This window comes from Geodermatophilus sp. SYSU D00663, from assembly GCF_054050655.1.
Window position 1 is genome coordinate 20152 of the sequence record NZ_JBJGZT010000017.1, and the last position, 19221, is coordinate 39372.

General features: G+C 76.2%; 19 protein-coding genes. 3 read left to right on the forward strand and 16 right to left on the reverse strand.

The window, feature by feature from the left end; all coding sequences use genetic code 11:
* The first annotated feature begins 44 nt into the window (after positions 1 to 44).
* Entirely contained in the window at positions 45 to 896 is an 852-nt protein-coding gene (locus ACI79Z_RS14380; RefSeq protein WP_456903002.1) for a hypothetical protein, read from the forward strand.
* Between the two features lie 77 nt (positions 897 to 973).
* Here ACI79Z_RS14380 and ACI79Z_RS14385 read toward each other — a convergent pair whose 3' ends face one another.
* From ACI79Z_RS14385 to ACI79Z_RS14405, 5 genes are all read right to left on the reverse strand, one after another.
* Positions 974 to 1270: a DUF1540 domain-containing protein gene (locus ACI79Z_RS14385; protein ID WP_387988210.1), complete on the reverse strand. Its 297-nt coding sequence runs from the start codon at positions 1268 to 1270 to the stop codon at positions 974 to 976.
* A gap of 224 nt (positions 1271 to 1494) precedes the next feature.
* On the reverse strand, positions 1495 to 2619 hold the full coding sequence (locus ACI79Z_RS14390; protein ID WP_456903003.1) for an Rv2578c family radical SAM protein: 1125 nt from the start codon (positions 2617 to 2619) through the stop codon (positions 1495 to 1497).
* A gap of 128 nt (positions 2620 to 2747) precedes the next feature.
* Positions 2748 to 3632 carry a DMT family transporter gene (locus ACI79Z_RS14395; RefSeq protein WP_456903004.1) on the reverse strand — a complete coding sequence of 295 codons (885 nt, stop codon included), beginning with the start codon at positions 3630 to 3632 and terminating at the stop codon, positions 2748 to 2750.
* 15 nt (positions 3633 to 3647) lie between these two features.
* Positions 3648 to 4115 carry an Lrp/AsnC family transcriptional regulator gene (locus tag ACI79Z_RS14400; RefSeq protein WP_387988213.1) on the reverse strand — a complete coding sequence of 156 codons (468 nt, stop codon included), beginning with the start codon at positions 4113 to 4115 and terminating at the stop codon, positions 3648 to 3650.
* On the reverse strand, positions 4090 to 5229 hold the full coding sequence (locus ACI79Z_RS14405; RefSeq protein WP_387988214.1) for a M24 family metallopeptidase: 1140 nt from the start codon (positions 5227 to 5229) through the stop codon (positions 4090 to 4092). Before ACI79Z_RS14405 ends, ACI79Z_RS14400 begins: the two co-directional genes overlap by 26 nt.
* Before the next feature lie 89 nt (positions 5230 to 5318).
* Between ACI79Z_RS14405 and ACI79Z_RS14410 the strand changes: the two genes are divergently transcribed.
* Positions 5319 to 6236, forward strand: coding sequence for a 5'-3' exonuclease (locus tag ACI79Z_RS14410; protein ID WP_387988223.1), 918 nt, complete (start codon positions 5319 to 5321; stop codon positions 6234 to 6236).
* 34 nt (positions 6237 to 6270) lie between these two features.
* On the opposite strand, the gene ACI79Z_RS14415 is transcribed toward ACI79Z_RS14410, so the two are convergent.
* The 8 genes from ACI79Z_RS14415 to ACI79Z_RS14450 all read right to left on the reverse strand — a co-directional run bounded on the left by ACI79Z_RS14415 (position 6271) and on the right by ACI79Z_RS14450 (position 14590).
* Positions 6271 to 6921, reverse strand: coding sequence for a DUF4333 domain-containing protein (locus tag ACI79Z_RS14415; RefSeq protein ID WP_456903005.1), 651 nt, complete (start codon positions 6919 to 6921; stop codon positions 6271 to 6273).
* A gap of 151 nt (positions 6922 to 7072) precedes the next feature.
* Positions 7073 to 9919: a DEAD/DEAH box helicase gene (locus tag ACI79Z_RS14420; protein ID WP_456903006.1), complete on the reverse strand. Its 2847-nt coding sequence runs from the start codon at positions 9917 to 9919 to the stop codon at positions 7073 to 7075.
* A gap of 150 nt (positions 9920 to 10069) precedes the next feature.
* The gene (locus ACI79Z_RS14425) at positions 10070 to 10957 is read right to left on the reverse strand and encodes a diacylglycerol/lipid kinase family protein (protein ID WP_456903007.1); all 888 of its coding nucleotides are present in this window, start codon (positions 10955 to 10957) and stop codon (positions 10070 to 10072) included.
* Between the two features lie 109 nt (positions 10958 to 11066).
* Positions 11067 to 12002, reverse strand: a complete 936-nt coding sequence (gene tatC / locus ACI79Z_RS14430) for a twin-arginine translocase subunit TatC (RefSeq protein WP_456903008.1) — start codon at positions 12000 to 12002, stop codon at positions 11067 to 11069.
* A gap of 20 nt (positions 12003 to 12022) precedes the next feature.
* On the reverse strand, positions 12023 to 12328 hold the full coding sequence (tatA, locus tag ACI79Z_RS14435; protein WP_456903009.1) for a Sec-independent protein translocase subunit TatA: 306 nt from the start codon (positions 12326 to 12328) through the stop codon (positions 12023 to 12025).
* A gap of 86 nt (positions 12329 to 12414) precedes the next feature.
* Complete coding sequence (locus ACI79Z_RS14440) at positions 12415 to 12627, reverse strand: hypothetical protein (protein ID WP_387989699.1); 213 nt, start codon at positions 12625 to 12627, stop codon at positions 12415 to 12417.
* A gap of 23 nt (positions 12628 to 12650) precedes the next feature.
* The gene (locus ACI79Z_RS14445) at positions 12651 to 13616 is read right to left on the reverse strand and encodes a helix-turn-helix transcriptional regulator (protein WP_456903010.1); all 966 of its coding nucleotides are present in this window, start codon (positions 13614 to 13616) and stop codon (positions 12651 to 12653) included.
* Positions 13613 to 14590 carry a helix-turn-helix transcriptional regulator gene (locus ACI79Z_RS14450; RefSeq protein ID WP_387989693.1) on the reverse strand — a complete coding sequence of 326 codons (978 nt, stop codon included), beginning with the start codon at positions 14588 to 14590 and terminating at the stop codon, positions 13613 to 13615. The genes ACI79Z_RS14445 and ACI79Z_RS14450 overlap by 4 nt, the downstream gene beginning before the upstream one ends.
* A 161-nt stretch (positions 14591 to 14751) precedes the next feature.
* On the opposite strand from ACI79Z_RS14450, the gene ACI79Z_RS14455 reads away from it, so the two are divergent.
* Entirely contained in the window at positions 14752 to 15810 is a 1059-nt protein-coding gene (locus tag ACI79Z_RS14455; RefSeq protein WP_387989690.1) for a DUF3866 family protein, read from the forward strand.
* A gap of 159 nt (positions 15811 to 15969) precedes the next feature.
* Here the strand turns inward: ACI79Z_RS14455 and pafA are convergent, their stop codons facing one another.
* The 3 genes from pafA to prcB all read right to left on the reverse strand — a co-directional run bounded on the left by pafA (position 15970) and on the right by prcB (position 19143).
* Positions 15970 to 17328, reverse strand: coding sequence for a Pup--protein ligase (pafA, locus tag ACI79Z_RS14460; protein ID WP_387989687.1), 1359 nt, complete (start codon positions 17326 to 17328; stop codon positions 15970 to 15972).
* 64 nt (positions 17329 to 17392) lie between these two features.
* Positions 17393 to 18295 (reverse strand): proteasome subunit alpha, encoded by a 903-nt coding sequence (prcA, locus tag ACI79Z_RS14465; protein WP_456903011.1) that lies wholly within the window; start codon positions 18293 to 18295, stop codon positions 17393 to 17395.
* Between the two features lie 5 nt (positions 18296 to 18300).
* Complete coding sequence (gene prcB, locus ACI79Z_RS14470) at positions 18301 to 19143, reverse strand: proteasome subunit beta (protein ID WP_387989681.1); 843 nt, start codon at positions 19141 to 19143, stop codon at positions 18301 to 18303.
* Positions 19144 to 19221: the final 78 nt, after the last annotated feature.

The window sequence follows — 19221 nt, forward strand, 5'->3', positions numbered from 1 at the left end:
GAGATGTTGTACAGGTAGTTGGGGATAACGGGTATGGTGAGGACATGGCGAAGGGCTGGCAGGGACCGCTCCCGGAGATGCCGTCGCCGCCCGCCGCGCAGGCCTGGGCCCAGCTGGAGCCCCCGGAGGGCTACGCGGTGCAGTGGCGCCGGCTGATCGACGCGGCCCTGGAGCTCGGCCTCAGCCCCGACGAGCTGGCCGAGGGCGGGATGGACGACGTCGCGGCGGCCCGGGGCTGGAAGCCCGCCACCGTGACCCTGTACAGCAAGGTGGCCCGGTACGGCGGGGTCCCCCTGCCGGTGCCCCCGACGCCGGAGCCCGATCCGCGGACGCTGGACCTGCGGCCGCTCACCGAGGTGCGCAGCGAGGAGCCCGAGCACCTGCGCACGGTCGTGTGGTGCGCGATCGCGCTGCGCTGGCCGGCCCCGGTGGGCACCTTCCGCGACCTGCGCCGTGACCAGGTGCACGCCACCGCCCGCCGCCTGGTGGTGCGCACCGACGACGGTGAGTGGTCGGTGCCGGGGGCGCTGACCGCGTGGCACGCCTGGGAGGCGGTGCGCAACCGCTTCCCCGCGCTGGCCGACAGCCCGTGGGTGCTGCCCGCGCTGCGCCGCGGCCCCGGTTTCGCCTCACACGTCGGCGGCCGGCTGTCCAGCCAGGCGCTGCAGGTGACGTTCGCCAAGCACGCGGTGCGCACCGCCCTGTACCTGCGCGCCACCACGACCGGTGCGCGCCGGCAGCGGGCCGAGGCGCTGGCCGCCGTCTACGAGACGCTGTCCTACGACTCCTACCGCCGGCTGGCCCTGGCGGCCGGCGCCGAGCCGGTGGCCGCCCGGGGTGCGGTGCGGGCCGAGCGGGCCGCCCGCGCGAACAAGGCCGGGGCGCCTCCGGCCTGAGCCCGCTCCTCCCCCGGACGGCACGACGGCCCGGGCGGAGGCCCGGGCCGTCGTCGCGGAGAGGTGCCGGGGTCCCGTCAGGCCGGCGAGTAGGTCATGCAGGTGGCGGTGTCGTGGTCGAAGCCCACCCGGATGCCGTCGGCGTGGCACTCGAGGGCGTCGTTGTGCACACAGTCGGTCCGCTGGCACGCACCCACCAGCGCCTCGGCCCGGGGCAGGCCGCCGCGGACGGTGAGCGGGATGAAGGTCCCGCAGTCGGCACTGCCGTTGTGGCTGCTCACGGTGATCGCGAAGGCGTGGCAGCCGTGGTCGTGGTCGTTGTAGGAGCAGCCGGTGACGGTGCACTCGGCGACGGGGGGCACGACGGCGGTCATCTCTGGTCCTCCGGGCTCGGACGGATCGGCTGACCCCAGTGTGCCGCAGAATGGCGTCGATCTCGACCCCGGAATGCATTCCGCGTGTCGTTCTCCGACCATTTCCCCAGGTGAGCCTGACCTGAGAAGCCGCAGGTCAACGCGTTACGGGTAGGGAAGGCTCACCTTCCTCACCGCCATTTCGTTGCGGCACCCAATGGTCAGGGAAGGCTTGCCTGACCGTTTCAGATCAGCGCCAGCTGGCCGGGCACCGCGCCGTCCCGGGACCGCCGCGCGCGGGCCGCGCGGCCCCGCGGGGCGTCGTGGCGGGCCGGCGGCAGGCTGCCGGCGGGGAAGGCGGCCTCGTCGTCCCCGGGGACTCCCGAGGGCGCCTCCGCCCCCCGGGCCGCGCCTCCCGACCGGCCGTCGAGGCCGTGCCGGCGCAGCAGCGGCCCGACCCGCCCGGCCAGCCAGGCCCGGTACTCCGGGGGCACGTACGCCCCGCCGCGGTACAGCTGCCGGTAGCGGCCCACCAGGGCGGGGTGCTCGCGCGCCAGCCAGGCGGAGAACCACTCGCGGGCACCCGGGCGCAGGTGCAGCGGCACCACGGTCACCCCGGTGGCGCCGGCGGCGGCGATGGCCTCCAGGGCGGCGTCGAGGTCGGCGAGGCGGTCGGTGAGGCCAGGCAGCACCGGGGCGAGGAACACCCCGCACGGCAGCCCGGCGTCGGTCACCGCGCGCACCAGGTCCAGCCGGGCGCGCGGCGAGGGGACCCCCGGCTCCAGGCTCGCGTGCAGGTCGTCGTCCCAGACGGCCATCGAGACGCCGAAGCCCACCGGGACGTCCCGCGCGGCGTTCGCCAGCAGTGGCAGGTCCCGGCGGGCCAGCGTGCCCTTGGTGAGGATCGAGAACGGCGTGCCGGAGTCGGCCAGCGCGCGGATGACGCCGGGCATCAGCCGGTAGCGGCCCTCGGCGCGCTGGTAGGGGTCGGTGTTGGTGCCCAGCGCCACGTGCTCGCGCTTCCAGGACGGCCTGGCGAGCTCCCGGCGCAGCACCTCGACCAGGTTGGTCTTGACGACGATCTGGGTGTCGAAGTCGCGGCCGGCGTCCAGGTCCAGCCACTCGTGCGTCGAGCGGGCGAAGCAGTAGACGCACTGGTGGAGGCAGCCCCGGTACGGGTTGATCGTGTAGGCGAACGGCATCCGCGAGCCCTCGGGCACCGCGTTGAGGGCCGACCGGCACAGCACCTCGTGCATCGTCACACCCGGGAACTCGGGCACCTCCACGCTGCGCAGCAGCCCGCGCAGGCTCGGCATCCCCGGCAGCAGCGTCTCCTCGTCGGCGTCGAGGCGCCGGGCGTCCCACCTCACGACCCCGATGCGAACACGTGTTCGAGACGATGTCCAGTCGCACCGCCGTCGTCGCCGCTCCCCGTCCCCAGGACGGCACAACCAGGTAGTTCCTCGGGTAGTTGGGGATAACGGTTGAGTGACGGGCGTCAGGTGCCGACAGCGGGTGCCGCCTCCCGCGGTGGCCCGCTGCTGTGGGTGAGCAGGACGACCCCGACGACGGCGACCACCGCGGCCGGCCCCCACACCGCCGCGTGCCCCGGCTCGAGGTGCTCCCCGAGCAGCAGCCGGGCCGCGGGCACCGCGGCCAGCGGGTCGAACACCACGAGCGCGGGCAGTGACCAGGACAGCGCCCCGCGGCCGTAGGCCTGCTGCGCCCCCACCTGGGAGGCCACCGAGGCCACCACCGCACCCCACGGCTCGGGCCGGGCCAGCGCACCGGCCACCCCGTCGGCCGCGAGCACCGCGAGCCCGGCCGAGACCAGCACCGCGGCCACCCCGGCGGCCAGGCCCCCGGTGACCCCACAGGCCAGCGCCGCGCCGCTGCCGCCGCGCAGCCGGGCGGTGAGCGCGACCGCCAGCACCACCAGCACGACGGCGACCACGGCCGCCACGGCCGGCGGCGGGTCCCCCGAGCCCCGGCCCGGGCGGGCCGCCACGACGAAGACCACGAGCCCGCCCACGGTGAGCGCGGCCCCGGCCCCCTCGGTCCGGGACGGCGGGTGCCCGGTGCGGACGGTGCGCACCGCCAGCGCCGCCACCAGCGCGCCGGCCAGCAGCGGCTGCACGATCGCCACCGGCGCCAGCGCCAGCGCCGCCACCTGGGCGACGGTGCCGCTGGTGGTGGCCGCCTGGCCGAGCAGCCAGGTGCGCTGGCGCACCATCGCCCGCATCCGCAGCCGCCCGCCAGCGGTGGCGCGGACCGCCGCCTCGTGCTGCAGCACCGAGCCCAGCCCGAACAGCGTCGCCGCCAGCAGCGCCAGCAGCGTGCCGGGCAGGTGGTCCCCCACCCCGCGGGCCAGGGAGTCGGGCACGCCGGTCCTCCGGGCTCAGACGGGAGGACGGTCCTCGTAGAAGGTGGACAGCACGACGGTGGTGCGGGTGCTCACGTTCGCCGTCGTGCGGATCTCGCGCAGCAGCGCCTCCAGCGCCTCGGGCGAGGCCACCCGCACCTTCAGCAGGTAGCTCTCGATGCCCGCGACCGAGTAGCAGGCCTCGATCGCGTCCAAGTGGGTGAGCTTGGCCGGGGCGTCGTCGGCCTGGGCCTGGTCCAGCGGGGTGATCGACACGAACGCGGTCAGCCCCAGCCCCACCCGCCGGGCGTCGATCCGCGCCCGGTACCCGGTGATCAGCCCGCGCTGCTCGAGCCGGCGCACCCGCTGGTGCACCGCCGACACCGACAGGCCGACCCGCTCGGCGAGCTCGGTGTAGCTGGCCCGCCCGTCCCGCACCAGGGCGGCCAGCAGCGCCCGGTCGACGTCGGAGTGCGGCTCAGCCGGGGAGGACGACGAGCTCACGGGTGCCCTCGTTGAGCGTGCGGACGCCGTCGTCGGTGCAGACGACGATGTCCTCGATCCGGGCGCCGCAGCGGCCGGCCAGGTAGATGCCCGGCTCCACGGAGAACGCCATCCCCGCCTCCAGCGGCAGGTCGTTGCCCGCCACGATGTAGGGCGCCTCGTGGGTGTCCAGGCCGATGCCGTGCCCGGTGCGGTGGATGAAGTGCCCGCCCCACCCGGCGGCGGCGATCCGGTCGCGCGCGGCGGCGTCGACCTGCTCGGCGGTCACCCCGGGCCGGACGGCGGCGACGGCGGCCTCCTGCGCGTCCCTGAGCACCGCGTACCACTCGGCCACCTCGGCGTCGGGCTCCCCGCCGACGACGTAGGTGCGGGTGCAGTCCGACCGGTAGCCGGTGGCGGTCTCCCCGCCGATGTCGACGACGACCAGGTCCCCGGCCTGCACCACCCGGTCGGAGAGCTCGTGGTGCGGGCTGGCGCCGTTGGGGCCGGAGCCGACGATGGTGAAGTCCACCCCCACGTGTCCCTCGGCCAGGATCGCCGCGGCGACGTCGGCGCCGACCTCGGCCTCGGTGCGCCCGACCCGCAGCCACTCCCCCATCCGGGCGTGCACCCGGTCGATGGCCGCGCCGGCGAGGGCGAGCTCCTCCACCTCCGCGGGGGTCTTCACCATCCGCAGCCGGTCCAGCACCGGGGTGGCCAGCTCCAGCGCCGAGCCGGGCAGCGCCCGGTGCACGCCGAGGGCGTGCTCGGCCCAGGTGCGCGCCCCCACCGCGACCCGCGAGGGGGCGGCGCCCAGCCGGGCGGTCACCTCCCGGGCGACGACGGCGAACGGGTCGTCGGTCTCGTCCCAGGCGTGCACCTCCAGGCCGAGCGCGCCGGCCGGGGAGGCGTCGACCATCGGCGCCTCCAGGCGCGGGACGACCAGCAGCGGCTCCCCGCGGCGCGGGACGACCAGCGCGGTCAGCCGCTCCATCGCGTGGGCGTGGTAACCGGACAGGTAGCGCAGGTCCGAGCCCGGGGTGAGGACCAGGACGTCGACGCCGAGCTCCCCGGCCACGGTGCGGGCGGCGTGTACGCGGTCGATGCTGACGAGGGCCCCCGTGCTGCTTGCCACGCCGGGACACTAACCCCGCGGCCCGGCCGCGCCCGCGCCGGTTTCCCCGGCCCGTCGTCCCCGGCGGCTACGGTCCGCCCGTGACCACGATGCTGCTCGACGCCGCGAGCCTCTACTTCCGGGCCTTCTACGGCGTCCCGACCAGCGTGACCTCGCCCGACGGCCGCCCGGTCAACGCCGTCCGCGGGTTCCTGGACATGACCGCCCGGCTGCTCACCGCCCACGCCCCCACCCGGCTGGTCGCCTGCTGGGACGACGACTGGCGCCCGGCGTTCCGGGTCGAGGCGCTGCCGTCGTACAAGGCGCACCGGCTCGCGCCCGACGGCGGGGAGGAGACCCCCGACGAGCTGTCCCCGCAGGTGCCCGTGCTGGTGGACGTGCTGGCCGCGGCGGGCATCGCCCGGGTCGGCGCGCCGGGCTACGAGGCCGACGACGTCATCGGCACGCTGGCCACCCGCGCGCGCGGGCCGGTCGACGTCGTCACCGGCGACCGGGACCTGTTCCAGCTGGTCGACGACGCCCGCGGCGTGCGGGTGCTGTACACCGCGCGCGGTATCGCCGACATCGAGGTGGTCGACGAGGCGGCGGTGGCGGCGAAGTACGGCATCCCCGGGCGGGCCTACGCCGACTTCGCGGTGCTGCGCGGGGACCCCAGCGACGGCCTGCCCGGCGTGGCCGGCATCGGCGCGAAGACGGCGGCGGCGCTGGTCACCGAGTTCGGCGACCTGGCCGGCATCCGCGCGGCCGCGGCCCGCACCGCGGTGCCCCGGGCGCCGCTCACGCGCGGCGTGCTCGAGAAGCTGCACGCCGGCGGGGAGTACCTGGACGCCGCGCCGGTGGTGGTGGCCGTGGCCCGGGACGTCGACCTGCCGCCGGTGGAGGGGGCGCTGCCCACCCGGCCGGCCGACGCCGCGGCGCTGGCCGCGCTGGCCGACGCGCACGGGCTGCGGTCCTCGCTGGGGCGGCTGGGCGCCGCCCTGGGCTGGCCGGCCGACGCCCTCGACTGAGGCGCCGGCCGGCCCGGAGCTCAACGGCCCCCGGTCAGGAGGCGACCTCCCACGTGTAGGCGGCCTCGTCCGCGTCGGTGATCGCGATCTGCAGCGTCACGTCCTCGCCGTCGTCGGTGGTCCCGGTGCACTCGTAGGTGGCGCCGTCCTCGACGACCATCTCGTCGTCGCAGGAGACGTCGACGGCGACGCCGAAGGTCTCCTCGAACTGCTGCGCGATGTCGCTCTCGGCCTGCGCGCGGTCGAGCACGTCCTGGCCGAGCACGATCGGCAGGACGATCGCCGCGGCGATCACGACGACGGCGAGCGCGACCAGGCCGACGACCAGCCCGGTCCGGGACTTCCTCGGCTGCTGCCCGAAGCCGGGCTGGCCGTGGCCCCCGGGCTGGCCGTACTGACCCGGCTGCCCGTACTGCGGCGGCTGCCCGTAGCCGCCGGGCTGCTGGCCGGGCTGGCCGTAGCCGGGCTGCCCGTACTGCGCCGGCTGGCCGTACTGACCGGCCTGCCCGTACGGGCCCGGCTGCTGGCCGTACTGCCCCGGCTGGGCGGCGGGCTGCCCGTACTGCCCACCCGGCTGGCCGTACTGACCGGGCTGCCCGTACGGGCCCGGCTGTCCCGGCTGCTGGCCGTACTGCCCCGGCTGCCCGTACTGCCCCGGCTGGCCACCCTGCGGTGGGTTGGTCATCGTCGCTCCCGTCCGGTGCGGCCCCACGGGGGCCGGATCGTGTTCCCGCGCCCCCATGACCGTCCGTCACCGGAGCGGGGGAGATTGTGCACCACGGGGGGCCTCCGGCAGCTCCTCCGCGGCGCGGCCCCCCGGCCGGGCGGCGGCGGCCTCAGCCGCTGACGGCGACCGCGACCACCCCGCGCCGCACCAGCCCCACCGCGGCCCGCGCGACGCCGGCCACGGCCTCGTCGGCCACCTTCGCCAGCTGGTCGAGCAGGTCCACCAGCTGCCGCGCCCAGCGGACGAAGTCGCCGCCGGAGAGCTCGGTGCCCGCCTGCTCGGCGCCGGCCAGCACCCGGTCCAGCGCCTGCCCGTCGGCCCACCGGTAGGCCGCCCAGGCGAAGCCGAGGTCCAGGTCGCGGCTGGCGGGCAGGCCGCGGTCGAGCTCGACGTCCTGCAGCCGCGCGCGGATCCGGCGCATCTCGGCGATCGCCCCGGCGACCCTGCCCGCGGGCACCGCCGGCTGCCCGGGCGTCTCCCGCCGCGCCTCGAACACCAGCGTGGACACCGCCGCGGCCAGCTCCGCCGGGGTGAGCCCGCGCCACGCGCCGGCGCGCAGGCACTCGGCGACCAGCAGGTCGGCCTCCGACCAGATCCGCGCCAGCCGCCGGCCCTCCTCGGTGACCCGCGGGACGTCGTCGACCGGGGTGGGCTCCTCGGTGTCGGCCGGCACCAGCGGCACCGCCTCGGGCACCAGGTAGCCCAGCTCCTCGAGGACGTCGCAGGTGAGGTCGAACTGCCGGGTCAGCGAGCCGGTGCGCTCGGCCATCTTCCGGTGGGTGGCCTCGGCGTCGGCGACCGCGCGCAGGTAGCGCTCGGCGAAGCGCACCCGCTCCTCCCGGTCGGGCAGCGCGTGCACCGGGTGGTTGCGCACCGCGCGGCGCAGGTCGTGCAGCACCGGGTCGTCGGCGGCGGCCGAGCGCTGCCTGGTGCGCCGGGCGCCCAGGTCGTTCTCCAGCCGCGCGGTGCGCAGCGTGGAGGCCAGGTCGCGGCGGGCGTGCGGGCTGCGGTGGTTGAAGTTCTTGGGCACCCGCACCCGGGCCAGCGCGGTGACCGGCGTCGGGAAGTCCACGCTGGCCAGCCGGCCGGCCCACTTGTCCTCGGTGAGCACCAGCGGGCGGGGGTCGGACAGGTCGGTGACGCCGGGGTCGAGGACGACGGCCAGGCCCTGCCGGCGGCCCGAGGGCACCCGGATGACGTCGCCCGGGCGCAGCGCGGCCAGCGCGTCGGCGGCCTCCAGGCGCCGCTTGGCCTGCGAGTCGCGGGACAGCTCCTTCTCCCGGTCGGCGATCTCCCGCCGCAGCCGGGCGTAGGCGAGCACGTCGCCGCCCTCGCTGGCCATCTCCGCGGCGAACCTCTCCGCGTCCCGCTCGGAGCGGGCGGCCTGCCGGGCCAGGCCCACGACCGAGCGGTCGGCCTGGAACTGGGCGAAGGAGGACGCCAGCAGCTCGCGGGCCCGGGCGCGCCCGTAGGAGCCGACCAGGTTGACCGCCATGTTGTAACTGGGCCGGAACGACGACCGCAGCGGATAGGTGCGGGTGCTGGCCAGCCCGGCGACGACGGAGGGGTCCATGCCCGGCGCCCAGACGACGACGGCGTGCCCCTCGACGTCGATGCCGCGCCGCCCGGCCCGCCCGGTGAGCTGGGTGTACTCCCCCGGCGTGACGTCGACGTGCGCCTCGCCGTTCCACTTGACCAGCCGCTCGAGCACGACGGTGCGGGCGGGCATGTTGATGCCCAGCGCCAGCGTCTCGGTGGCGAACACGGCCTTGACCAGGCCGCGCACGAAGCACTCCTCGACGGTCTCCTTGAACGCCGGCACCAGGCCCGCGTGGTGGGCGGCGAGCCCGGCGAGCAGCCCCTCGCGCCACTCCCAGAAGCCGAGGACGTGCAGGTCCTCGTCGGGCAGGCTGCCGGTGCGCTCGTCGACGATCCGGGCGATCTCGGCGCGCTCGGCCTCGTCGGTGAGCCGCAGCCCGGCCGTGAGGCACTGGTGGACGGCCTGGTCGCAGCCGTTGCGGCTGAACACGAAGGTGATCGCGGGCAGCAGCCCGGCGCGGTCCAGCCGCTCGACGACCTCCGGGCGGGCCGGCGGGCGGTAGCGCGGCTTGTGCCAGTCGCGGTCGCGCCGGTTCCCGCCGTTGCCGCCGCCCCAGGTGTCCAGCCGCCGCTCGTGCTCCCGCACGTACCGGACCAGCTCGGGGTCGACGACGCTGGCGCCGCGGTCGCGCGTGGACTGCCCGCGCGGGTCGTCCCCCTGCTCGGCGGCGTGCGCGGCCGGCCGCAGGCTGAACAGGTCGAACACCCGGTTGCCGACGAGCATGTGCTGCCACAGCGGGATCGGCCGGACCTCGCTGACGACGACCCGGGTGTGCCCGCGGACGGTGACCAGCCAGTCGGCGAACTCCTCGGCGTTGCTCACCGTCGCCGACAGCGACACCAGGGTGACCGACGCCGGCAGGTGGATGATCACCTCCTCCCACACCGCGCCGCGGAACCGGTCGGCGAGGTAGTGCACCTCGTCCATCACCACGTAGCCCAGGCCGGCGATCGCCGGGGACTCGGCGTAGAGCATGTTGCGCAGCACCTCGGTGGTCATCACCACCACGGGCGCGTCGCCGTTGATCGCGTTGTCCCCGGTGAGCAGCCCGACCTTCGCCTCGCCGTAGCGGTCGACCAGGTCGTTGTACTTCTGGTTGGACAGCGCCTTGATCGGCGTCGTGTAGAAGGCCTTGCGCCCCTCGGCCAGCGCCTTGTGCACCGCGAACTCGCCGACGACGGTCTTGCCGGCCCCGGTGGGCGCGCACACCAGCACCCCGGCGCCCTCGTCGAGCGCCTCGCAGGCCTCCACCTGGAACGGGTCGAGGGAGAAGCCGAGCTCGGCGGTGAAGTCGGCGAGGGTGGGGTGCGCGCTGCGCCGCCGGGCAGCCGCGTACCGCTCGGCGGGGCTGGACATGCCCCCACGTTAGGCGCTCCCCGGACGGCGCTCAGCCCGGACCGGACCTCCCTGCGTCGTCGCGCCTCCCCCCGCGGGACGCGCCACCGGTCGGTCGGCGGCTGAGTTGGGGATAACGGTCAACCCGCGGGCGGTCGTTCCCTAGGGCCGTCAGGGACGCCCGGAGCCCACGATCCGCAGCGCGCCGGGCACCACCTCGGCGCGCACCGGCAGCGCGGCCACCGGCTCCCCGTCGGCGTAGGTGGTCAGCCCCACGCCGGCGAGCTCCACCCGCGCGGCGCGGTGCACCGTGACGGCGGGGTGCCCGACGTGCGTGCCCTCGGTCAGCCGCGGCCGGGTGCGCACCAGCTCCCGGCGCGACACCGGCCCCACCACGGTGACGTCGAGCCGGCCGTCGGCGGGGTCGGCGGCCGGGCACACCCGCATGCCCCCGCCGTACCAGGCGGTGTTGCCGACGGCGACCAGCGTGACCGGCAGCGTCCGCGCCTCCCCGTCCAGGGTCAGGGTGACCTCGCGGGGCCGCAGCCGGGCCAGCTCGGCGAGGATCGCGACGTCGTAGCGGCGCGGCCCGCGCGGCCAGCGCAGCCGGTTGGCCCGGTCGGTGACCGCCGAGTCGAAGCCGCAGCACAGCACGGTGGCCCACCAGCGCCCGGCGGTGCGGCCGGCGTCGAGGGCCCGCACCGCGCCCTCCCGCAGGTCCGCGGCGGCCGCGGTGGCGGCGGTGACCGGCTCGGGCGGCACGCCGAGGGCGAGCGCCAGGTCGTTGCCGGTGCCGGCCGGGACGACGGCCAGCGGCGTGCCGGCGCCGGCGACCGCCTGCAGCGCGGCGTGCACGGCGCCGTCCCCGCCGATCGCGACGACGGCGCCGGTGCCGGCCGCCACCGCGCCGGCCGCGGCCCGCTCGGCCTCGGCGCGGGTGCCGGCCGCGAGCACCGTGGGGGTGAGCCCGCCCCGGCGCAGCGCGTCGAGGACGGCCGCGGACACGGTGCGGGCGCGGCCCCGGCCGGCGGCGGCGCTGACGAGGACGGCGACGTCCACCCGGGTCTCCTCCCCTGCGCCTCCGGCGGGCGGCGGCCCAGGCTACGGCCCGCGCCCGGGTGGTCGGAGGCCGGTCGAGCCGCCCGGGGCCGCCGGGCCCCGGCGCTGGTCAGCGGCGGGAGGTGTCCGCCGGGGCGGCGCCGGGCAGCAGGTCCTCGCGGCGGGTCGGGGCGGCGTCGAGGTCGGAGGGCCGGGCGTCCAGCGGGGAGGCCTCGTCGTCGGGCACGTCGTGGAAGTGCTGCACCGCCTCCCGGCGGGCCCGGCGCCGGTCCACGAACCGGGCGACCTGGATGGCCAGCTCGAACAGCACCACCATCGGCAGCGCCATGGCGAGCATGGTGAACGGGTCCTGGGTGGGCGTGACGAACGCGGCGAAGACGATGGTCAGGAAGAAGATCCACCGCCGGCTGCGCGCCAGCGCGGCGTGCGAGAGGACGCCGACCAGGTTCAGCGCCACCGCGATCAGCGGCAGCTCGAAGCTCAGCCCGAAGGCGACCAGCAGGCTGATCACGAAGCCGAGGTAGTCCGGCGCGGTCAGCTGGAAGGCCACCTCGTCACCGGCGAGCTCCAGCAGCAGCTCCAGGCCCTTGTAGAGGGTGACGTAGGCCAGCACCGCGCCGAGGGCGAACAGCGTCGTGGAGACGGCGACGAAGGTGATCGCGTAGCGCTTCTCGTTGCGCTTGAGCCCCGGGGTGATGAACGCCCACAGCTGCCACAGCCAGAACGGGCTGGACAGCACCGCCCCGGCGATCAGGCCGATCTTCAGCCGCAGCAGCACCCCGCCGAAGACGTCGAGGACCACCAGCGAGCAGCTCTCGTCGCCCTGGAAGCGCAGGTCGGCGGGCAGCGAGCAGTAGGGCTCGCTGAGGAAGGTCAGCAGCCCGTGGTCGTACCAGAGGAAGCCGACGACGGTGCCCAGCGCGAGCGCCAGCAGGGCCTTGGCGACGCGGTTGCGCAGCTCGGTGAGGTGCGCGACGAGGGTCATCGTCGCCTCGGGGTCCCGCGGCGCCCGCCGCCGGCGGCGGCGCAGGGAGGGACCGGTCACGTTCCTGCCCCGGGAGGCGGTCAGCGGGCGTCGGCGGCGCCGGGCTGCGCGGCGCGCGCCCGCAGCTCGGCGGCGCGGGCCTCGGCGGCGGCCGCCTCGGCCTCGAGCTGGGCGCGCCGGTCCCGGTCGGCGGCGTCGAGCGCGGCCGGCGGCAGCGGCGCGGACGGGCCCGCGGTGCGGTCGTCGTCCCTCATGCCCTTCATCTCGCCCTTGAAGATGCGCAGCGAGCGGCCCAGCGAGCGCGAGGCGTCAGGGAGCTTCTTGTAGCCGAACAGCAGCAGGACGGCCAGGATGATCAGGCCGATCTCGAGCGGGCCGAGGTTCATGCGTCCTCCAGGTCGCGGGGGGCGGGGCCGATGCTACGCCGGGAGGGGTGCGTCCCCGGGTCGCCCGGCGGGCGGTCGCCGTCGGTTCAACGGGCGTCCGCGGGCCGTTCACCGGCCTGCAGCGCGGCGGCGCGGGCGGCGGTGGCCGCGGCCTGCTCGAGCACCGGCCGCACCTCCCGCTCGGCGGCCTGCAGCTCCCGGCCCAGCCGCCGGAACGCCCCGACCAGGCCGTACCCGATCGAGCCGAGGACGACCAGCGACACGACGACGGCGGCGATCCACACGACGAGCAGCAGCACGGCGCGAGCCTAGGCGCCGGGGCTCAGGCGCCGTACCGGGCGAGGGCCGCGCGCGCGTCGGCGGCGACCGCCGCGGCGAGCTCCGCCGGCTCGTCGACGGTCGCCGCGCCGCCCAGGGACGCGACCAGCCGGCGCGCCCAGGCCAGGTCGTGGGTGCGCAGCGCGACCGCCAGCCCACCCGGCGGGTCCTCGACCTCGCGGACGTCCTCCACCGGGTAGTACTCGGCCACCCAGCGGGCGGTGCGGGCCAGCCGCAGCCGCACCACCGGCGCGCCGGGCGCGGGCTGGTACAGGCCGGACTCCACGTCCCGCGGCGCGGCCTGCGGCGGCGGGGCGGCCGGCTCGTCGAGCACCTCGACGTCGTCGATGCGGTCCAGCCGGAACAGCCGGACGCCGGCCACCTCCCGCGACCACGCCTCCAGGTACCAGCGGCCGTCGACCAGCAGCAGCCGCATCGGGTCGACGGTCCGCTCGGTGCGCTCGTCGCGGGTGGGCACGTAGTAGTGCAGGTGCAGCGCCCGGCCCCGCTCGAGCCCCTGCCGGACGACGGCGAGCGCCTGCTCGCGGGCGTCGACGCTGAGCGCCACCGGGGTGACCCGCTCGGCGGCGTGCCCGGCGGCGGCCGACACCTTGGCCAGCGCCCGGCTCACCGCCTCCTGCTCGGCCAGCCCGGGCAGGTCCAGCAGCGTGCGCAGCGCGACCACCAGCGCGACCGCCTCGTCGGTGGTCAGCCGCAGCGGGCGGACCATCCCGGCGGTGAAGGTGACCCGCACCCGGTCGCCCTCGAAGGACAGGTCGATGAGGTCGCCGGGGCCGTAGCCGGGCAGGCCGCACATCCACAGCAGCTCGAGGTCGCGGCGCAGCTGCCGCTCGGGCACGCCGAAGTCGCGGGCCACCTCGGCCAGCGGCACGCCCTCGGGCCGGGCGGTGAGGTACGGGACGAGCGAGAGCAGCCGGGTCATCCGCTCGTTGGTGGCCGGGCTGGTCATCGCTCCCCCATGGCGGCCAGGCGGGTCAGCCGCTCGACGACCGCGTCGCGGACCGCCGCCGGGGACTCGACGACCACGTCGGGGCCGTAGGCGGCCAGCTGGTCGGCCAGCCGCCACGGCTCCGTGGTGCGCAGCTGCAGCCGGTCCTCCCCGTCCGGGCCGGCGCCCAGCGGGGTCGCCCAGCGGCGCAGCCCGACGGCGGTGCCCGGGCGGGCGCGCACGACCACCAGCTGCTCCTCGCCCCGGCCGCCGAACTGGCCGGCGACGATCCCGGCGAGGTCGAGGTCCGGCGGCGGCTCGAAGGCGTTCTCCGGCCCGGTCGCCCGCGGCGTGCCGACCACCCGGGACAGCCGGAACACCCGCGGGGCCTGCCGGTCCAGGTCCAGCCCCACCAGGTACCAGCGGCCGTGCCAGGCGACGACGCCCCAGGGCTGCACGTGCCGGCGGGCCGGGGCGTCCTCGTCGGGACGGCGGTAGTCGAACTGCAGCACCCGGCGGTCGCGGGCGGCGGCGTAGCAGGGCTCGAACGCCGGCTCGTCGGAGTCCAGCCGCGGCTGGATCGGCAGCCGGGTCGGGTCGACGTCGACGCCGGCGGCGCGCAGCTTCACCAGCGCGCTGTGCGCGGCCCCGGCCAGCTGCGCGGACTCCCACAGCCGCAGCGCCAGGCCGACGGCGGCGGCCTCCTCGCCGGTGAGGGTGATCTCGGGCAGCTCGTAGTCGGCGCGGGCGATGCGGTAGCCGTCCTCGGTGTCGAAGACGCTGGTGCGGCCGGTCTCCAGCGGGATGCCCATCTCGCGCAGGTCGGCCTTGTCCCGCTCGAACATCCGCTTGAACGCCTCGTCGGCGCGGGCGGTGCCGTCGTCGGGCTCGTAGCCGGGGACGGTCGCCCGGATCCGCGCCGCCGTCACGTACTGGCGGGTGCCCAGCAGCGCGATGACCAGGTTGACCAGCCGCTCCGCCCGCTTCGCCGACACGCGCCCCAGCCTAGACACAGGACCCCCTGGCCCCCGCTGCTCGCACGCGCGCAGCGGGCCCCGCAGGGAGCCACGGGGGGCGCGGGGGGCACCGGGGTCCTTACGCTCGCCCCGTGGGGGAACGGACGACTGCGCAACGGATCCGCTGGCGACGCGGCACGGTGACCGCGACCGGGAGGAGCTGGCGCGACGCGCTGGAGCTCACCGTCGAGGTGCCCGGCGACGGCGCGGTGCGCTCGCTGGCGCACCCGTCGCTGGTGGGGGTGCCCGAGGTCGGCGACGAGGTGCTGCTCAACACCACCGCGTGGGCACAGCGGCTGGGCACCGGCGGGTACGCGCTCGTCGTCGCCGTCCCCGACCGGCTGCCGCCGGACCCCACCGGCCCCGGCCACCTGGTCAAGGCCCGGTACACCCCGCTGCAGGTCAGCGTGCAGGGCGTGGACGAGCAGGACACCGAGCACCACGACACCATCGCCGCGGCCGAGGACCTGGGCGGGATGCCGGTCGTCGTCGCGGACCTGCACTCGGCGCTGCCGGCCGTGCTCATCGGCCTGTTCGCCACCGACCCCGACCTCCGGGTCGCCTACGTCATGACCGACGGCGGCGCCCTGGTGGCCGGGTTCTCCCGGACGCTGCACACGCTGGCGCCGTCGCTGGCCGGGGTGGTCACCGTGGGGCAGGCCTTCGGCGGCGACCTGGAGGCGGTCACCCTGCACACCGGCCTGCTCGCCGCGAGGCACGTGCTCGGCGCGGACGTCGCCGTGGTCACCCAGGGGCCGGGCAACCTGGGCACCGGCACCCCCTGGGGCTTCTCCGGGGTCGCGGCCGGGGAGGCGTGCAACGCCGTCAGCGTGCTCGGCGGGGAGCCGATCGGCGCGCTGCGGATCTCCGACGCCGACCCGCGCCCCCGCCACCGCGGCGTCTCCCACCACTCGCTGACCGCGTTCGGCCGGGTGGCCCTGGCCGGGGTGACGCTGGTGGCCCCGCGCGGGCTGGGCTCGGAGCTCGGCCGGCAGGTCGAGGAGGACCTGGCCGGCCAGCCCGAGCGCAACCGGGTGGTGTGGGTCGACGTCGAGGGGCTGGACGAGGCGCTGCAGCTGTCGCCGGTGACGCTGTCGACGATGGGCCGCGGCTGGCCCGAGGAGCGCGCCTACTTCCTCGCCGCCGCGGCCGCCGGCCGCTACGCCGCCGTCCGGGTGCCCCTGCCCGACGAGGCCTGACCGGGCACGTGCGCGGGCCCCCCCGCGCGCGGGCCGCCGCCCGGCGCGGGACAAGAGCGGCGAGCGGGCGGCTCCCGCGGGGGCGGGGGCCCCGGGCCGGACGCGGCGGGCCCGGCCCCGGCGGCGCCCCGGCCCGGGCGGGCCCGCGGACGTGTCCGGTCACATCGACGCGATGAGCTTCTCCACGCGCTCGTCGACGCTCTTGAACGGGTCCTTGCACAGCACGGTGCGCTGGGCCTGGTCGTTGAGCTTGAGGTGCACCCAGTCGACGGTGAAGTCGCGCCGCTTCTCCTGGGCCTTGCGGATGAACTCCCCGCGCAGCTTGGCCCGGGTGGTCTGCGGCGGCACGTTCTTGGCCTCGAACACCCGCGGCTCGTGCGCCACCCGCTCCACCTGGCCGTTGCGCTCGAGCAGGTAGTACAGCCCGCGCCGGCGGGAGATGTCGTGGTAGGCCAGGTCCATCTGGGCCACCCGCGGCGAGGACAGCGACAGGCCCCGCTTGCCCCGGTACCGCTCGATCAGCGACAGCTTGGTGGCCCAGTCGATCTCCCGGTCGATGAGCGAGAGGTCCTCGGTGTCGACGGCCTTGAGCACCCGCCCCCACAGCTCCAGCATCTGCCGGTGCACCGGGCCGAAGCCCTCCCGGTCGACGAACTCCGCGGCGCGCGAGTGGTACTCCCCCTGGATCTCCAGCGCGCTCATCTCCCGGCCGTTGGCCAGGCGCACCTTCCGGCGGCCGGTGACGTCGTGGCTGATCTCCCGGATGGCGCGGATCGGGTTCTCCAGCGCCATGTCCCGGATCGGCACGCCGGCCTCGATCATCCGCAGCACCAGGTCGGTGATGGTGACCTTGAGCAGCGTCGTCGTCTCGTTCATGTTCGAGTCGCCGACGATCACGTGCAGCCGCCGGTAGCGCTCGGCGTCGGCGTGCGGCTCGTCGCGGGTGTTGATGATCGGCCGCGAGCGGGTGGTCGCCGAGGACACGCCCTCCCAGATGTGCTCGGCGCGCTGGCTGACGCAGTAGATCGCCCCGCGCGGGGTCTGCAGCACCTTGCCCGCGCCGACGATCAGCTGCCGGCTGACCAGGAACGGGATGAGCACGTCGGCCAGCCGGGAGAACTCCCCGTGCCGGCCGACGCAGTAGTTCTCGTGGCAGCCGTAGCTGTTGCCCGCCGAGTCGGTGTTGTTCTTGAACAGGTAGATGTCGCCGGTGACGCCCTCCTCGGCCAGCCGCTGCTCGGCGTCGACCAGCAGGCCCTCGAGGATCCGCTCACCGGCCTTGTCGTGGACGACGAGCTCGGTGAGGTCGTCGCACTCGGCGGTGGCGTACTCGGGGTGGCTGCCGACGTCGAGGTACAGCCGCGAGCCGTTGCGCAGGAACACGTTGGAGCTGCGCCCCCACGACACGACCCGCCGGAACAGGTAGCGGGCCACCTCGTCCGGGGACAGCCGCCGCTGCCCGCGGAAGGTGCACGTGACGCCGTACTCGGTCTCGATCCCGAAGATCCGTCGGTCCACGGACCGAGCCTAGGCGCCGGATGCGACTCCGGCCGGTTCCCGGGCGTCCCTTCGACGGCGCCGGTCAGCTGCCCCCGTCGGTGCCGCCGCCGACGCCGTCGGCCGGGCCCGGCTGGGGGCCGCTGCCCTCACCCGACCCGCCGGTGCCGCCGGCGGTGTCCGGCGCGGCGGGGTCGCCGAGGCCGGCCGGGGTGCCCGGCTGCGGCGCGCTGGGGACGTGCGCGTGAGTGGTGCCCTCGGGGGCGGCCTCGCCGGCGCTGCGGTCGCCGAGCAGGATGCCCAGCGCCGCGCCGACGACCCGGCGGAAGGCCCGCTTGGGCCGGCGGCGGTCCAGGACGGCGACCTCGAGCTGGCCGGCCGGCAGCAGGCCGCCGTCGCCGTTGCCCGACATCGCGGGGCTGGACGCCGACAGCGCGCGGACGCCGGTCATCAGCGCGTCGCGCAGCGCCATGCCGGAGCGGAAGGCCTCCCGCAGGCGGCCGGTGACGGCCTCGGCCTGCCCGCCCATGACCACGAAGTCCGGCTCGTCGACCACCGACCCGTCGAAGGTCAGCCGGTACAGCTGGTCCTGCTCGGCGGTCTCGCCGACCTCGGCGACGCAGAGCTCCACCTCGTAGGGCTTCATCTGCTCGGTGAAGATCGCCCCGAGGGTCTGCGCGTAGGCGTTGGCGATGACCCGGCCGGTGACGTCGCGGCGGTTGTAGGAGTAGCCGCGGACGTCGGCCAGGCGCACGCCGGCCACCCGCAGGCTCTCGAACTCGCTGTACCGGCCGACCGCGGCGAAGCCGATCCGGTCGTAGATCTCGCCGACCTTGTGCAGCGTGGAGCTGGGGTTCTCGGCGATGAACAGCACGCCGTCGGCGTAGGTGAGGACGGCGACGCTGCGGCCGCGGGAGATGCCCTTGCGGGCGTACTCCGAGCGGTCGCGCATGAGCTGCTCGGGCGAGGCGTAGTACGGCATGGTCATGGCGCTCAGCCCTGCCCCTCGGCGGCGGCCCGCTCGTCGACGATGGTCTTCGCGACGGCGGCGACCTCGTCGTCGGTCAGGCGGACGGCGCCCTCGGCGTCGACGCGGTAGACGATCGGGTACAGCCGGCGCACCGGGTCGGGGCCGCCGGTGGCCGAGTCGTCGTCGGCGGCGTCGTAGAGGGCCTCGACCAGGCTGCGGGTGGCGTCCTCGCCGCTCAGCCCCGGCCGCCAGGTCTTCTTCAGCGAGTTCCGGGCGAACAGCGAGCCGGAGCCGACGGCGGCGTAGCCGCGCTCCTCGTAGTTCCCGCCGGTGACGTCGTAGCTGAAGATCCGGCCCGGGCTGGCTCCGGGAGCGGCGTCGAGGTCGAAGCCGGCGAACAGCGGGACGACGGCCAGGCCCTGCAGCGCGGCGCCGAGGTTGCCGCGGATCATCTGGGCCAGCCGGTTGGCCTTGCCGTCGAGGCTGAGGGTCAGCCCCTCGATCTTCTCGTAGTGCTCGAGCTCGACCTGGTAGAGCCGGACCATCTCGATCGCGATGCCCGCGGCGCCGGCGATGCCGATCACCGACCAGGTGTCGGCCGGGTACACCTTCTCGATGTCGCGGCTGGAGATCAGGTTGCCCATGGTGGCCCGGCGGTCGCCGCCCATGAGGACGCCGCCGTCGTAGGTGACGGAGACGATCGTGGTGCCGTGCGGGGTGAGGTCGCCGGCGTGCACCGACGGCAGCGGGCGCCGCCCGGGCAGCAGGTCGGGGGCGGCCTGGGCGAGGAAGTCGGTGAACGAGGAACCCACCCGGTCCAGGTAGGCGGGCGGGAAGCCGCTCCGGCCGGTGTGCGACTGGGTCAACCCGTCCACCCTCTCCGCACCCCTCGCGGGGTGCTCCTCGACGTGCCGCGGACGTGCCGCGGCGGCTCGTCGCCGACC